The organism is Phenylobacterium sp., from assembly GCF_046463815.1.
Taxonomy (GTDB): Bacteria; Pseudomonadota; Alphaproteobacteria; order Caulobacterales; family Caulobacteraceae; genus Phenylobacterium.
Genome location: NZ_JBKBRO010000018.1, coordinates 14,530 through 26,780, shown reverse-complemented (window position 1 = coordinate 26,780; position 12,251 = coordinate 14,530). Strand labels below are relative to the sequence as shown.

Below are 12,251 nucleotides of genomic sequence, written 5' to 3'. Positions count from 1 at the left end.
GGTCAGGCTCCGGTGAGAGCGCGGGTCAGGCCCGCGAGCAGGGTCAGGGCGGCGAGCGCCAGGGCGACGAAGGCGAGGGGGGACCGGCGGCGGGGCGGAAACCACGCGACGGGCGCCGGGGCCTGGGGCCGGGTCACGACGCGGCCTCGAAGAGCTGCAGCAGCTCGTCGGCGAGATCGTGGGCGCCGTCGCGATCCCAGGACCAGCCGGGCGCGCCGTAGGCGATGCCGTTGTCGGCCAGGGTTTCGCTGACGTAGGCCTGGGCGAGCTGCAGGGCGTGGTCGCGGCGGCACGTCGAGCGCTCGACGAGGCGGTCGGCGAGCGCCGCCTCGAAGGCTTCGCGATCGAGCGCGCCGGGGGGCGGGGATGCGGTCAAAGGGCGGCCTCCAGGGTGCGGAGGGCGGCGCGGATCTCGCCCTCTCCGTTCCAGCGGTCGCCGAGGAAGGCCACGACGAAGCCGTCGACCTTGACCGCGATCCCCGCGAAGGGGTCGACGTCCGGGTGATGGGCGGTCTGAACCGCCAGGGCGAAGGGGCGGCCGGCGATCAGCTCGCGAAGGCGGGCGATCATGGCGCGGGTGTCCGCCAGGGCGACGGGGCGCCCCAGGGGCTCGATGATCGTCGGGCCCCGGATCTGGCGGGCCACGTCGAGGAGGTTGCGGGCGGCGCTCATGCGGCGGCCCCGATCCACGGCCAGCGGCGGGCCGCGTCGATCAGCTCGTCGATGCTGCAGGCCGCCGGGTCGGCGAAGCACCGCAGGCAGACGCGCTCGGCGTTGACGAAGGTCGGGCGGTCGCAGCGGGCGCACTCGGCGTGCTCGACCGGCGCCCCGGCGGGGCGGGCGACCGCGCCCATCACAGCGCCCCCACGATGGCGACGAAGAGCAGCGCGCCCAGGACGATCCCGGCCATGAGGTCGGGGAGGGCGACCAGCGGCCGGACGGGCGGGGGAACGGGCGCGGGGGCCGCCGCGCGGATCGCCTCGGCGAGGGCGGCCGGGCTGTCATAGACCGTGTTCTCGCCCCGGTAGACGACGAGAACGCGCTCGTCGGGGCCGGCGGCCTGGCCCTCGTGAGGGCGGCCGGCGATGGCTTGAAGCGGGAAGCGGCGGACCTGGCCCGTGGCCGGTTCCGGCGGGATGGCGGCGAACCCGGTTCGCGGCGGGTTGGACATGGAAGCGCCCCGAGCCCCCGCCGGTCCACGGCTAGAGGGGGGCCTAGCCTTTCCGGTCGCCCATCGACAGAACGGCCGGCGGGGGTCGACGCAGAGAAAGCAAGCGTTCGCTTGTTTCTGTCAAGTTTTAGATCAAGGAAAACCTTAAGTCGGCTTGTAGCCCCGCCGTGGCGGCGGGCTTGAGCGGTCTAGTTCTCGCGGTTGTTCGCCTTGAGGAAGATGGCGAAATAGGCCTCCAGCTCCTTGAAGCCCTCGGGCGTCATGTGGGCCGGGAACGAGATGACGACGTCGCCGTCGCTGACCGGGAACACCGCCTGCCGCAGCTCGGGATCCGGCGCCGTGGTCAGCTCGCGGGCGATCCGGGCGAGGCGGGCGCGAGGCGTGTCGCCGACGCCGGCCAATTCGGCGTCGAGATCGGAGATCGTGACGGGCGGGTTCGGCGCACGGCCGTCGCGGGCTTCGAGCGCGGCGTTCAGGGCCTCGATGATCTTGCGCTGCGTGGCCGGCTTCACGAGGCCGGGGACCTTCCCCGTCTCGATCATGCTGACGTACTGCGCCGTCAGGCCGGCGGCCTCGGCGACGTGCGGCTGTCGGAGCCCCAGGCGCTCTCGGATGGCTTTCAGGGCCTGGCCGATGGCCTGGGCGTCGGGGTCGATGCGGGCTTCCTTGGGCATGTAAGGAACATGCCGGTGCGCAAAGGCTTGAGCGAGCGAGGGAGCCATCGCATTTAGCCAATCAAGGGAAGACTTGCGGCTGTCAAGTTTTCACTTGAGCCCACGGGGCAAATCAGCAGAGGTTCCCCGGCCAAGACCTCCCGAGACGGACCCTTGGCCTACGACCTCGCCACCGCCGCCCCGCCGCCCGCGCCGCAACAGCGGCCGGCCCTGGCGCTTTGGCTGTTCGAGCGGGGGATCGACTACCGGGAGGCCGGCCGCGCCCTGGGCGTCAGTCACGAGATCGTCCGCCTCTGGTGCCTGCCCTTCGGCGACCCTGACCGGGTCGAGCCGCGCAAGGCCAACCGCGAGAAGGTCTTCGCCTACACGCGCGGCGCCGTGCCGCCCGACAGCTTCACGCCGCCGACCACGGGGGCTCGTGCATGAGCGGCGGCGCTTCCCCGGTCCGGCCCCGCTCGCACGCCCGGCACGCGGCGCAGAGCGAGTTCAGCAGGCGCGAGGCCCCAAACCGGGCGGCCGTAGCGCGGCGGGGTTCGTCCAGGCCGAGGAGGTCGACGGCGGTCGCGACTGCGGTTGTCGCCGCGCCGTCGAGAAGTCTACCGCAGGTTTCATGCGACAATGTGGGCGCTGTCCAAATCAGTGCAAGCATTGCAACTCTCAGTTCATCGTACAGTGCTACAGACGCCACGTACTCTATCCCCCCAAACGCTACCGATGCGGGTGTGTCCATTTGCGGTACACCAAAAGGGGAAATAACGGGGCGGGGAACGCGGCCAAGGGCCGCAGTTGAGCCTAACGAAATCTTAGCGGCGCCGAGGTCACGCGCGCGCGAACCCGGCGGGGTGCGGCATGGCTGATCCGCGAACCCGGTTCGTGAGCCGCAGCGCCGTCACCGGCGCTTACCACGCCGACGCGCGGCGGGCGTGGCTGCTGCTGATCGAGAAGGCGCGGACGGTCGCGCGCCCCGTGGTCGAGGGTCGCCGGCCCGACCGCATGGAGGCGGCGGCGCTGGCCGGCCTCGTGACCCGGCACAAGGCGGGGTTCCCGCCCGCGTGGCCCGCCGCCCAGGCCGCCGCGACGGCGTTCGCGGCGCTGCTGAAAGCCTTCGTCCTGAACGATTGGTCGCCGTGGTTGGCGGGGTTCGTCCTGGCCGGCGCGGACGCGCTCGACGCGATGCTCGTCGCCGACGCCCACGCCCACGCCGAGGCGGACCGCCGCCGGATCGGGGAGGTCGACTAGATGGAACCGACGAAGCTTCCAGCCTCGACGACAGGCGCGCTCGACGAGCTGTCGCCCGACGACGTCCCGGTGTGCCCGTGGTGTCGCCGCGATCCCGGCGAAGCGACGGTGACGCTCAACCAGATCTGCGAGGCGCAGGAGGCCGGGAACGTCCTGGGCTTCGTCGAGCGCGCGCCGGACGGGACCGCCCCGCGCGGGTCGCTCGAAGTCGACTGCCCCTGGTGCGTGCGGCCGTTCGTCATCGTCCTGCAGAGCCGGGCCGGATGGCGCTACGTGCGCTTGCTTCCCGTGCGGACGCCGACCGACGCGAAGATGCTGCGGGAGGGCGGGCGATGAGCGACGAAAAGATCGTTCCGCTGCCGACCATAGCCGCGTCCGACGCCATGATCGAACGGGAGGTCCGTCGCCAGGGCCGAAAGGCGAGGCCGGCCCAGGCGGGCGATCTGGTGGCGTACTGCGTCGACCCCGAGGCGGATACGTGGACCCTCGCGCCCGTCGCCTGCGTCGATGACGACGGGGTTGTCATGCGGGTCACGCGCCGCGACGGCAGGATCCGTTCGCTCTGGCGCGAGGCGGCGCTCGATGCGTTCTTCGTCATCCCCGCCGCCGACCACGATCTCGAACGCCTTCGGCTCGACCGCTGGCGCAAGTTTCGGGGGCTGGTGGCGTTGCGCGAGGCCGTCCGCCCATCGTTCCGGAGGCCGCCCTCATGATCTGTCAGCGGACCGGCTGCGGCCGGACGGCCACCCACGCGCCCCGCATATGCGTTCCGGCCTTCCCCGGCCGGCGGGGCGGGCGGATCGCCTGCGAGGCGGTGCTGACGCTCGTGTGCTGCGACGACTGCATCCTCGAAGTCGGGGCGGCGGATTTCGTCGCCTCGGGCGACCGGGGCCGGGACGCGCTGCGCCAGGCGCTCGCGCTGCAGGCCGGCGGGCGGTTCCTGCCCGACTTCGACGAGGCGTGGGTCGAGCCGGTGGCGCTGACGTCGCCCGATTGGGCGGCCGTCGAGCGGGCGCGGGAGCGCGCCGGGCGATGAGGGTCGAGCGCATCGGCGACGCGACGCTGTACCTGGGCGACTGTCGCGCGGTCTTGCCGACCCTGGGGGGGGGCTTCGGCGCCGTGGTCACTGACCCGCCCTACGGGATCGGCGAGGCGGCGGGGAAGAGCCGGTCGCGCAGCAATGCGGTTCGCGCGCGCGACTACGGCGACGACCCCTGGGATGACGCCCCCATTTCTGCGGAGCTGATGGCGACGGTCCGTGCGGCGGGGCGTTGGGCGGTCATCTTCGGGGGCAACTACTACGCCTTGCCCGCAAGCTCATGTTGGTTGGTCTGGGACAAGATGACGACGGGCGACTTCGCGGACTGCGAACTCGCATGGACGAACCTGCCGAAGGCCGTTCGCCGCATCCGCTACCTGTGGAACGGCATGGCTCGGGCCAAAAGGGAACCGCGCGGCGACCATCCAACCCAGAAGCCGCTCGGCGTCATGCGGTGGGCGCTCGACCACCTTCCCGGTGATGTGACGTCCGTCATCGACCCGTTCATGGGCTCGGGCACGACGGGCGTCGCCTGCATTGAGCGGAAGCTCCGGTTCGTCGGGATCGAGCGCGAGGAGCGCTATTTCGACGCCGCCTGCCGGCGCATCGCGGCGGCGGTCGAGGAGGCCATGCGCTCGCCTGGCCTGGGCCTCTCCGTCGAGCGCCCGCCGGCCGCCGTGCAGCCGTCGATCTTCGGGGGCGACGAATGAAGCGCCGCCCGCCGCCAAGCCCGCAGCGGGACCTCTTCGGCCGGCCGCCGGACGCGCCGCCGGACCGGACGCCCGTCACCGTGCCGCTTCGCGAGGTCGCCGGATCGTCGACCGACAAGGCCCTGTTCCTCGCCCCCATGCCCGGCGGGAAGGGCCGCGCGGGCTTCGCGCCACGATCCGAGGTCCGGCGCGGCGAGGGCGATCAGGCGCAGTTCTTCACCATGCCGCGGTGGCTCGCGGTCGAGCGGGGTTGGGTATGAGTAACCGGGCGCTGAACTGGGCGTTCGACAGCGGCCTTCCGAGCGGCCCGCGCTTCGTGCTGGTGGTCCTGGGCGACGCCGGCACGGATCATTCCGGCGAGGATTGGACGTGCTTTCCGTCCGTCTCGCGGATCATGGAAATGACCGGCATGGGGCGCTCGACCGTCGAGCGTCATCTGTCGTGGTTGTGGTCCGAGGGCTGGATCTCGCGCGAGCCGCGCAAGCGGAAGGACGGGACGCTCGGCATCAACGATTACGTGCTGCACCGCAGGCCCGAAACGCGGGCCGCGCTGAAGGCTGAACGGGCCTCGATCCCGGCCCGGCCGGGCCGCCGTCCAACCCTCAATATGAGGGATGGGGAAACCCTCAAATCGGCGGTTTCCAACCCTCAAATCGGCGATCAGCAAACCCTCAATTTGAGGGGGCAAGAACCCTCAGATGATCCCTCAGATGAACCCACATCGAGCGCGCGCGAGCCGGGCGACGATGGGTTCGACGAGGTCTGCAGGCTGTGGCCCTACAAGGGCCGGAAGTTCACCCGTTGGCCGGCGGCGCGCGCGGCCTGGGCGCGAGCCTGTCAGGTCGAGACGCCCGAACGGCTGCGCCATGCGGTCGAGGTCTGCGCCCGCGATCCCGACCGCATCAAGGGCGATCACGGCTGGCCGGGGCTCGACGTGTTCCTGCGGGACGAGATCTGGCGGTCGTACCTGCCGGGCGCGGCAGAAGGGCTTTCCGAGGGCGCGGCGGCGAAGCCGGTTCGCCGATTTGAGGGGCCGGGCGAGCTGCGGGCGGAAATCGTCGCTCTGACCGACGAGGGCTTCGCGGCGAGCTACCTCGACCGGGCCGCCTGGGATCCCGAGACGCGCACGATCCGGCCGCACGGCCGGACCGCCCACGCCAACCTGACCGCCCGAGCCGGGCGCATCATCCGCAAGCACGGGGCGCAGCTCGCGCCCATCGGGGAGACCGCATGACCGAACACGTCGACCTTGCGAGCCTGAACGCCGTGGCGGCCGTCGAGCACGCCGCCCAGGCCGCCCCGAAGCGGGTCCGCGAGGAGGGGCGCATCGACGAACGCCGGGCGGACGGGCCTTGGCTGGTGGTCATCACGAAGCCCAATCAGGAGAAGACCGCCAGGGCGAACCTGATCAAGCAGGGCTTCGAGGTCTACCTGCCGTTGCGCCTGCTCGACGAGGCCTCGGCCAAGCGGCGCGGGGTCGAGGCCGTGCCGCTGTTCCCCCGGATCATCTTCGCGCGGGCCACGCTGGACGCGGACCGGTGGCAATCCATCTTCTCGACCATCGGCGTCGCCCGCGTGATGTGCGATCCGTGGAAGCCGCGCGGCGTGACGCAGGCCTTTATCGACCGCATCAGGCGCGAGGAGGTCGACGGCTTCGTGAAGCTCGGGCTGCGGGACGCCTCGAAGCCCAGGCACGACCCCAAGCCGGCCGTCCGCGATCACCGCCAATGGCGCAAGCTCGGCGACGTGGTCGATGGGCTGTTGAGCGTCGGTGTTGACGAGGCCCGCAAATCAGTTCTCGTCTCGCTCCTCAACGAGGGCCGGGCGGCGCTGACCGCCGACCTTCGGAAGATCTAGGTTTCAACAGGCCGCAGGAGACGGTCGCGAACACGGATCAAGCACTCGGCTCGCGAAGCCGAGTGCGGTAGCCATGTGAGGCCCGCCCGGCAGACGCCCGGCGGGCCTCTTGCGTTCTGGCCTATGGGGCAGAGGCCGGGCTGCGGCCCAACGGCTCCCCGCCCCGACACGCGGCGCCCTGACGCCAAGGCCCCGGCCTCAACCCGCCCCTAGTGGGCGTTTCCTCCCAACTGGCGGCGCGTGGTGGCCCATCCGCCCGCGCCGCCGTTCTTGGGGAGCGCCCATGTCGACACGCCCCAAGGTGTTCCGCGCCCGACCCGCCAGGACGAAGGCGGACCGCGACCGCGAAGCCGACGCCCGGCGCGGCTCCTCGCACGCTCGCGGCTACGGGCCCCGGTGGCGCAGGGCCAGCGCCCGCCGCCTGCGGGACCATCCGCTCTGCGAGTATTGCGCCGCCGGGGCCTGGGGCGACCCGCCCCGCGTGCGCGGCGCGAGCCTGACTGACCACCTGTACCCGCACGGCGGCGATCAGGTGTTGTTCTGGATCGAGGCGCTGTGGGTGTCCTGCTGCGCCGACTGCCACAACGGGCCGAAGCAAGCCGCCGAACGGCGCGGACGCTCGACCCTCGACGCCCTGGCCCGCCACCTGCGCCGGCCGCTTCTCTGTGAGGTCATGCCATGAGCCAAGCCGCTGTCACCACGAGCGCGCCGATCTACCCGGCCTTCGTCAACTTCACCCGCAACCCGGACGGCACGGTGACTGTCACCGCGCGCGGCGAGCCCAAGTCGCACGAAGGCGTTCACGTCTGCGGCTTCGACGAGGACAAGGGCAAGCCCGGCCGATGCACGCCGGGCGACGACGCCTGCAACAACTACTGCAACATGGCCCCGGCCAAGGGGCCTATGGCCGACGCGCCCAAGCCGGCCACGGTTCACCGCGAGGGCCCGAGGTCGACCCTGACCCTGACCGCCGCCGAGTTCGACGCCCTCCGGGCGGCCGCCGCCGCCATCTGACCCCGCCCGGGGAGGGGGGGGCGAAAGTCTGGGGCCCCTCGCTCCGCGACCGGCGGGTTAACTCAAAAACTGCCGGCGCGATATTTGGCCCAGGTTTTTTTTAGGGAGGCTCGCAATGGGACGTCGCAAGCTTCCCGAGGAGCAACGTGCGCTGCACGGGTCGGTCAAGACCCGGAAGTCGCGGATCCAGCGGCAGGCGGAAGAGCGGGCGGCCGTGGCCGCCGCCATCGCCGAGCTGCCGGTCGGGACCGCGCTTCGGCCGCCGGGCGTGCTGCACGAGCCGCACCACGCCAAGGCGCTCGAAATCTGGAACGAACTCGGTCCCGAGCTGGAGCGCACGAACCGCCTGCAGCCGATCCACCGTCAGGCCTTCGCGATGTTCTGCATCTACATGGGCGAGTGGTGGGCGGCCTGCGAAGACCTCGCCACGGGCGGCCGGTCGCAGTCGGTCCCGACCGTCTCGGGCGGGGTCATGGAGCGGGACCGCCCGGCGGTCCGCTGGCGGGCCGAAGCCTTCGCGAACGCGCTGGAGGCGGCCAAGCAGTTCGGCCTGACGCCGCGCGAGGAGTACGCGCTGTTCAAGGATCAAACCGTAGTGGCGCGCGAGAACCCGTCGCTCTTCGGCAACCCGTCCGCGCCGGCCCCGGCCAACGACGAGCGGGACGCGCCCGCGACCTCCATCGGCGGCATGTCGCGGCTTAAGTCGGCGGGCCCGACGCAGACGCACTAGCCGCCCGATGGCTGCGAAAACGCCGAAGGCGGCCCGGCGGCCGGACCTGCCGGCATGGCTGGCGGCGGTCGCCGACGACCCGTCCTATGCCTGGGCGCTCAAGGCCTGGGATAAGGCCGCCAAGATCTCCGGCGCGTGGTTCGACCACGCCCTCGCCGACGAGATCGTCGAGGCCTGGCCGACGTGGTTCAAGCTGACGCAGGACCGGTTCGCCGGCCTGCCGTTCAAGCTGGCGACCTGGCAGGAGATCGTCGTCCGCCTCATGGTCGGATGGCGGCGGCCGGACGAACAACTCGACCCGCGCACGCACGAGCCCGTCGTCTATCACGTCCGGATCTTCCGCCGGCTCTATCTGTGGATCCCGCGCAAGAACGGGAAGAGCGAATTCCTGGCCGCCCTGGGGCTGCTGTTCTTCATCGTCGACGGCGTCACGGATGGGGAGGGCTATTGCTTCGCCCGCGACGAGAAGCAGGCCGCCATCGTCCTGCGCAAGATGAAGGCGATGATCGCGCTCAACGACGAGTGGGCGAACGCGGTCATCACCCACAAGCGGTCGTTCTACGTCAAGCAGTTCCGCGCCGAGTTCGGCATGCTGACCGGGGCGGAAGACGGCAAGCACGGCGCCTCGCCGACCGTCGTCGTCGGCGACGAGATGCACGAATGGCGGTCGCGCGTGATCGCCGACACGCTGGAGGAAGGGACCGGCGCCCGGCTTGAGCCGGTGTTCCTGTACGGCTCGACCGCAGGGCCCAAGGGCAACAAGGCTGGCGACGAGCTGTGGGACGAAACCCTCGCCATCCTCGAAGGCCGGGTCGACGACGCCGAGACCCTGGCCGTCGTCTTCGCCGCCGCTGAGGGCGACGATCCCTTCGACGAGGCGGTGTGGCGCAAGGTGAACCCGTCGCTCGGGCTCTCGCCGACGCTGTCGTACCTGCGGAGCCGCGCGGCCAAGGCCAGGCAGAGCGCCACGGCCCTCGCGCGGTTCTGCTGTTACCACCTGAACATCTGGGTGGACGCGGCGGTCAGGTGGTTCGACGTCAAGAAGTGGGACGCCTGCGCGAGCGCGAAAAGCGCCTGGCGGACGTTCCCCGACGAGATGGACGGGCGGCGCTGTTGGGGCGGCCTCGACATATCGTCGACCACGGACATAACCGCGCTGGTCTGGTTGTTCGAGCCGACCGACGAAGATCCGCGGTGGCGGGTCATCTGCCGGTTCTGGGTGCCTGCCGACACCCTCGCGAACCGGGTTCGCGAACAACGGGTGCCTTATGACCGGTTCAAAGAGGCCGGCGCGCTGGAGACCACGCCGGGCGACTACGTCGATCAGGACGTCGTCAAGAAGGCGCTGATCGAAGGCTTCGAGCGGTACGACGTGCAGGGGGTCGGCTTCGACCCCTGGAACGCCCGGAAGCTGTTCACGGACATTCAGAAGGAACGGTCCGAACTCGCCGACGTGATGCACGAGCTGCGGCAGGGGATCCCGACCCTGGGCGAGCCGTCCAAGCACTTCGAGCGCCTGGTCTTGTCGGGCCAGCTCGACCACGGCGGAAACCCAGTCCTGCGCTGGATGGCGCAGAACGTCGTGGTCCGCTTCGACGAGAACATGAACTTCGCCCCGGCGAAGAAGCGCAGCCGCGAGAAGATCGACGGGATCTCCGCCGCCGTGAACGCCTGCGCCCTGGCCTTCCGGGGGCAGGAGGAAGAGGGGCCTGACTTGGACGACTTCCTAGAGAGCGGGGCGATGTACGCATGAGCTTCCTCGACGGTCTTTTCGGCCGGCGCTCGGTCAAGTTGACGGACGCCGCCGGTTGGTTTCGCGACACGAGCAGCAGCGCCGGCAAGCTCGTCACCCAAGAGACTGCGCTGCAGCTCTCGACGGCCTGGCGCTGTGTCCGCCTCCGGTCGCGCGTGATGGGCGCCATGCCGATCATGGCGCATGAGCGCCTGCCGGACGGAAGCTCGCGCCGGGCGAAAGGCTTCTGGCTCGACGACCTCATCCATGAGAGCCCGAACGTCGATCAGACGCCGGCCGAGTTCTGGGGTGGGATGGTCGCTTCGGTCGACCTCTGGGGAAACGCTTACGCCAAGATCGAGCGGATCGGCGAGCGGATCGTGGCCCTCAACCCGATGCGGCCGGACCTCGTCACCGTCTACCGCAAGGACGGCCAGCGCCGCTATCGCTACAGCGCACCGACGGGCATGCAGGACCTCGCCAGCCGCGACGTGTTCCACCTTCGCGGCTTCAACATCGGCGGCGACGTCGGCCTGTCGGCGATCTCTTACGGGCGTCAGACGCTCGGCCTTGGCCTCGCCTCCGAAGAGACGGCCGGGAACATGGTCGCCAACGGCCTGCAGATCTCGGGCTTTGTCGAGCTGGCGGACGGCACGAAGATGACGCCCGATCAGTCGAACATGCTGATCGACCTGTTCGCCAAGTTCATGGGCTCAAAGAAGGCGGGCAAGGTCATGCCGCTTCCGCCGGGCGCGAAGTTCCAGGGCTTGAGCATGAGCCCGGTCGACGTCGAACTTCTCAGCTCCCGGCGCTTCACCGTCGAGGAAATCTGCCGCTGGTTCGATACGCCGCCGATCCTGGCGGGGCATGCCGGCGATGGTCAGACGATGTGGGGGTCGGGCGTCGAGCAGATCCTTCTCGGATGGGTGACGTTGGACCTGGACCCGTTCCTGACCAACATTCAGCAAGCCGTCAGAAAGCAACTGCTCTCGCCGGTCGAGCGGCTGAAATACTTCGCGGAATACAATCGCGAGGCCCTGCTGCAGGCCGACAGCACGGCGAAGGCCGCCTTCCTGTCGCAGATGGCGCAGAACGGCTTCATCACCCGGAATGAGGGGCGGGCGAAGCTCAATCAGCCCCGCATGGAGGGCGGGGACGTCCTGACCGTGCAGTCGAACCTGATCCCGCTCGATCAGCTCGGGAAGACCCCGCCGCGCGCCGTGCAGCCCGCGCCTGGCGATCCCGTCAACTAGGCCGCTTCGCGAACCCGGTTCGCGAGCTTTCCCACAACTCAGAGCCGGCCGCCAAGCGGCCGAACGGAGGCGCATATGCTCATGCTCATCCACGCCGATCCGCGCGCCTATGGGCGCAAGTCCGAAGCGCCGAGCGATCTGCTTGTGAAGGCTTCCCACTTCGAGCTGTCGATCAAGGAAGACGGGCCCGAGGGCGCGATCAGCGGCTACGGCTCGATCTGGGACAAGGTCGACAGTTATGGCGAGGTCGTGATCGAGGGCGCGTTCAAGCGCAGCCTCGCGGCCTGGCGCAAGGCGAAGCGGCCGATCCCGATGCTTTGGCAACACCGCGCCGACAGTCCGGTCGGCGTGTGGGACGAGTTCGAGGAGGACGCGAAGGGCCTCAAGCTCGCGGGCCGCCTCAACCTCGAAACGCAGCGCGGGCGCGAAGCCTGGGCGGACGTCAAGATGCGGGCGGTCGGCGGCCTCTCCATCGGCTACTACGAGATCAAGGCCGACCCCTGGGATATCAACGCCCAACCCCGCAAGCTGGTCGAGCTGGACCTGCGGGAGACTTCGATCGTCACGTTCCCCGCGCTCAAGGAAGCGCAGATCGACGCGGTGAAGGCGCGTCTCGCCCGTGGGGAAAAGCTCACTCTTCGCGAGTTCGAGGCCGCCCTTCGGGAGAAGTTCCGGCTCTCGCGCTCCGACGCCGAGGAGATCGCCGCCCTCGGTTACAAGGCCTGGATCCAGCGGGACGCTGGTCAGGCGGCGGACGAAGTCGAGGGGCTTAAGGGTCTCTCGGAACACCTGGCGGCCTTCGAGCTGCCGACCTTCTAGGCGTCCCCGCCGG

Annotated in this window: 21 protein-coding genes; 15 read left to right on the top strand and 6 right to left on the bottom strand. The window is 70.2% G+C overall.

Annotated features, from left to right (window positions below):
* Positions 1-2 precede the first annotated feature (2 nt).
* From ACK4TT_RS13055 to ACK4TT_RS13030, 6 genes are all read right to left on the bottom strand, one after another.
* Positions 3-137 carry a hypothetical protein gene (locus tag ACK4TT_RS13055; protein WP_410213130.1) on the bottom strand — a complete coding sequence of 45 codons (135 nt, stop codon included), beginning with the start codon at positions 135-137 and terminating at the stop codon, positions 3-5.
* Complete coding sequence (locus ACK4TT_RS13050) at positions 134-376, bottom strand: hypothetical protein (protein ID WP_410213129.1); 243 nt, start codon at positions 374-376, stop codon at positions 134-136. Before ACK4TT_RS13050 ends, ACK4TT_RS13055 begins: the two co-directional genes overlap by 4 nt.
* Positions 373-672 carry a hypothetical protein gene (locus ACK4TT_RS13045; RefSeq protein WP_410213128.1) on the bottom strand — a complete coding sequence of 100 codons (300 nt, stop codon included), beginning with the start codon at positions 670-672 and terminating at the stop codon, positions 373-375. Before ACK4TT_RS13045 ends, ACK4TT_RS13050 begins: the two co-directional genes overlap by 4 nt.
* Positions 669-854, bottom strand: a complete 186-nt coding sequence (locus ACK4TT_RS13040) for a hypothetical protein (RefSeq protein ID WP_410213127.1) — start codon at positions 852-854, stop codon at positions 669-671. The genes ACK4TT_RS13045 and ACK4TT_RS13040 overlap by 4 nt, the downstream gene beginning before the upstream one ends.
* Positions 854-1,171, bottom strand: a complete 318-nt coding sequence (locus tag ACK4TT_RS13035; protein WP_410213126.1) for a hypothetical protein — start codon at positions 1,169-1,171, stop codon at positions 854-856. The genes ACK4TT_RS13040 and ACK4TT_RS13035 overlap by 1 nt, the downstream gene beginning before the upstream one ends.
* Positions 1,172-1,359: 188 nt before the next feature.
* Complete coding sequence (locus tag ACK4TT_RS13030; protein ID WP_410213125.1) at positions 1,360-1,845, bottom strand: helix-turn-helix domain-containing protein; 486 nt, start codon at positions 1,843-1,845, stop codon at positions 1,360-1,362.
* 153 nt (positions 1,846-1,998) lie between these two features.
* On the opposite strand from ACK4TT_RS13030, the gene ACK4TT_RS13025 reads away from it, so the two are divergent.
* From ACK4TT_RS13025 to ACK4TT_RS12955, 15 genes are all read left to right on the top strand, one after another.
* Positions 1,999-2,271 carry a hypothetical protein gene (locus tag ACK4TT_RS13025; protein ID WP_410213124.1) on the top strand — a complete coding sequence of 91 codons (273 nt, stop codon included), beginning with the start codon at positions 1,999-2,001 and terminating at the stop codon, positions 2,269-2,271.
* Between the two features lie 423 nt (positions 2,272-2,694).
* Positions 2,695-3,084 (top strand): hypothetical protein, encoded by a 390-nt coding sequence (locus tag ACK4TT_RS13020; protein WP_410213123.1) that lies wholly within the window; start codon positions 2,695-2,697, stop codon positions 3,082-3,084.
* On the top strand, positions 3,085-3,420 hold the full coding sequence (locus ACK4TT_RS13015; protein ID WP_410213122.1) for a hypothetical protein: 336 nt from the start codon (positions 3,085-3,087) through the stop codon (positions 3,418-3,420). It begins immediately after the preceding gene.
* On the top strand, positions 3,417-3,797 hold the full coding sequence (locus tag ACK4TT_RS13010; protein ID WP_410213121.1) for a hypothetical protein: 381 nt from the start codon (positions 3,417-3,419) through the stop codon (positions 3,795-3,797). The genes ACK4TT_RS13015 and ACK4TT_RS13010 overlap by 4 nt, the downstream gene beginning before the upstream one ends.
* Positions 3,794-4,120 carry a hypothetical protein gene (locus ACK4TT_RS13005; protein ID WP_410213120.1) on the top strand — a complete coding sequence of 109 codons (327 nt, stop codon included), beginning with the start codon at positions 3,794-3,796 and terminating at the stop codon, positions 4,118-4,120. Before ACK4TT_RS13010 ends, ACK4TT_RS13005 begins: the two co-directional genes overlap by 4 nt.
* Positions 4,117-4,833, top strand: coding sequence for a DNA methyltransferase (locus ACK4TT_RS13000; RefSeq protein ID WP_410213119.1), 717 nt, complete (start codon positions 4,117-4,119; stop codon positions 4,831-4,833). The genes ACK4TT_RS13005 and ACK4TT_RS13000 overlap by 4 nt, the downstream gene beginning before the upstream one ends.
* Complete coding sequence (locus tag ACK4TT_RS12995) at positions 4,830-5,093, top strand: hypothetical protein (protein WP_410213118.1); 264 nt, start codon at positions 4,830-4,832, stop codon at positions 5,091-5,093. Before ACK4TT_RS13000 ends, ACK4TT_RS12995 begins: the two co-directional genes overlap by 4 nt.
* Positions 5,090-6,067 carry a helix-turn-helix domain-containing protein gene (locus ACK4TT_RS12990; protein WP_410213117.1) on the top strand — a complete coding sequence of 326 codons (978 nt, stop codon included), beginning with the start codon at positions 5,090-5,092 and terminating at the stop codon, positions 6,065-6,067. Before ACK4TT_RS12995 ends, ACK4TT_RS12990 begins: the two co-directional genes overlap by 4 nt.
* Positions 6,064-6,690 (top strand): transcription termination/antitermination NusG family protein, encoded by a 627-nt coding sequence (locus tag ACK4TT_RS12985; protein WP_410213116.1) that lies wholly within the window; start codon positions 6,064-6,066, stop codon positions 6,688-6,690. Before ACK4TT_RS12990 ends, ACK4TT_RS12985 begins: the two co-directional genes overlap by 4 nt.
* 283 nt (positions 6,691-6,973) lie before the next feature.
* Positions 6,974-7,372, top strand: coding sequence for a hypothetical protein (locus ACK4TT_RS12980; protein WP_410213115.1), 399 nt, complete (start codon positions 6,974-6,976; stop codon positions 7,370-7,372).
* A complete protein-coding gene (locus tag ACK4TT_RS12975) occupies positions 7,369-7,704 on the top strand; it encodes a hypothetical protein (protein ID WP_410213114.1) in 336 nt (111 codons plus the stop codon). The genes ACK4TT_RS12980 and ACK4TT_RS12975 overlap by 4 nt, the downstream gene beginning before the upstream one ends.
* Positions 7,705-7,819: 115 nt before the next feature.
* Complete coding sequence (locus ACK4TT_RS12970) at positions 7,820-8,434, top strand: P27 family phage terminase small subunit (protein WP_410213113.1); 615 nt, start codon at positions 7,820-7,822, stop codon at positions 8,432-8,434.
* A gap of 7 nt (positions 8,435-8,441) precedes the next feature.
* Positions 8,442-10,187 (top strand): terminase large subunit, encoded by a 1,746-nt coding sequence (locus tag ACK4TT_RS12965; protein ID WP_410213112.1) that lies wholly within the window; start codon positions 8,442-8,444, stop codon positions 10,185-10,187.
* Positions 10,184-11,419: a phage portal protein gene (locus tag ACK4TT_RS12960; protein ID WP_410213111.1), complete on the top strand. Its 1,236-nt coding sequence runs from the start codon at positions 10,184-10,186 to the stop codon at positions 11,417-11,419. Before ACK4TT_RS12965 ends, ACK4TT_RS12960 begins: the two co-directional genes overlap by 4 nt.
* A gap of 75 nt (positions 11,420-11,494) precedes the next feature.
* Positions 11,495-12,238: an HK97 family phage prohead protease gene (locus tag ACK4TT_RS12955; protein WP_410213110.1), complete on the top strand. Its 744-nt coding sequence runs from the start codon at positions 11,495-11,497 to the stop codon at positions 12,236-12,238.
* The last annotated feature ends 13 nt before the right edge of the window (positions 12,239-12,251 follow it).

Bases quoted from the DNA above. Each gene is read 5' to 3' on its own strand.
- ACK4TT_RS12955 (WP_410213110.1), top strand. From the start codon at position 11,495: ATGCTCATGCTCATCCACGCCGATCCGCGCGCCTATGGGCGCAAGTCC.
- ACK4TT_RS13030 (WP_410213125.1), bottom strand. From the start codon at position 1,845: ATGCCCAAGGAAGCCCGCATCGACCCCGACGCCCAGGCCATCGGCCAG.
- ACK4TT_RS12970 (WP_410213113.1), top strand. From the start codon at position 7,820: ATGGGACGTCGCAAGCTTCCCGAGGAGCAACGTGCGCTGCACGGGTCG.
- ACK4TT_RS12990 (WP_410213117.1), top strand. From the start codon at position 5,090: ATGAGTAACCGGGCGCTGAACTGGGCGTTCGACAGCGGCCTTCCGAGC.
- ACK4TT_RS12960 (WP_410213111.1), top strand. From the start codon at position 10,184: ATGAGCTTCCTCGACGGTCTTTTCGGCCGGCGCTCGGTCAAGTTGACG.
- ACK4TT_RS13010 (WP_410213121.1), top strand. From the start codon at position 3,417: ATGAGCGACGAAAAGATCGTTCCGCTGCCGACCATAGCCGCGTCCGAC.
- ACK4TT_RS13005 (WP_410213120.1), top strand. From the start codon at position 3,794: ATGATCTGTCAGCGGACCGGCTGCGGCCGGACGGCCACCCACGCGCCC.
- ACK4TT_RS13020 (WP_410213123.1), top strand. From the start codon at position 2,695: ATGGCTGATCCGCGAACCCGGTTCGTGAGCCGCAGCGCCGTCACCGGC.
- ACK4TT_RS12975 (WP_410213114.1), top strand. From the start codon at position 7,369: ATGAGCCAAGCCGCTGTCACCACGAGCGCGCCGATCTACCCGGCCTTC.
- ACK4TT_RS12985 (WP_410213116.1), top strand. From the start codon at position 6,064: ATGACCGAACACGTCGACCTTGCGAGCCTGAACGCCGTGGCGGCCGTC.
- ACK4TT_RS12965 (WP_410213112.1), top strand. From the start codon at position 8,442: ATGGCTGCGAAAACGCCGAAGGCGGCCCGGCGGCCGGACCTGCCGGCA.
- ACK4TT_RS13000 (WP_410213119.1), top strand. From the start codon at position 4,117: ATGAGGGTCGAGCGCATCGGCGACGCGACGCTGTACCTGGGCGACTGT.
- ACK4TT_RS12980 (WP_410213115.1), top strand. From the start codon at position 6,974: ATGTCGACACGCCCCAAGGTGTTCCGCGCCCGACCCGCCAGGACGAAG.
- ACK4TT_RS12995 (WP_410213118.1), top strand. From the start codon at position 4,830: ATGAAGCGCCGCCCGCCGCCAAGCCCGCAGCGGGACCTCTTCGGCCGG.
- ACK4TT_RS13045 (WP_410213128.1), bottom strand. From the start codon at position 672: ATGAGCGCCGCCCGCAACCTCCTCGACGTGGCCCGCCAGATCCGGGGC.
- ACK4TT_RS13040 (WP_410213127.1), bottom strand. From the start codon at position 854: ATGGGCGCGGTCGCCCGCCCCGCCGGGGCGCCGGTCGAGCACGCCGAG.
- ACK4TT_RS13015 (WP_410213122.1), top strand. From the start codon at position 3,085: ATGGAACCGACGAAGCTTCCAGCCTCGACGACAGGCGCGCTCGACGAG.
- ACK4TT_RS13035 (WP_410213126.1), bottom strand. From the start codon at position 1,171: ATGTCCAACCCGCCGCGAACCGGGTTCGCCGCCATCCCGCCGGAACCG.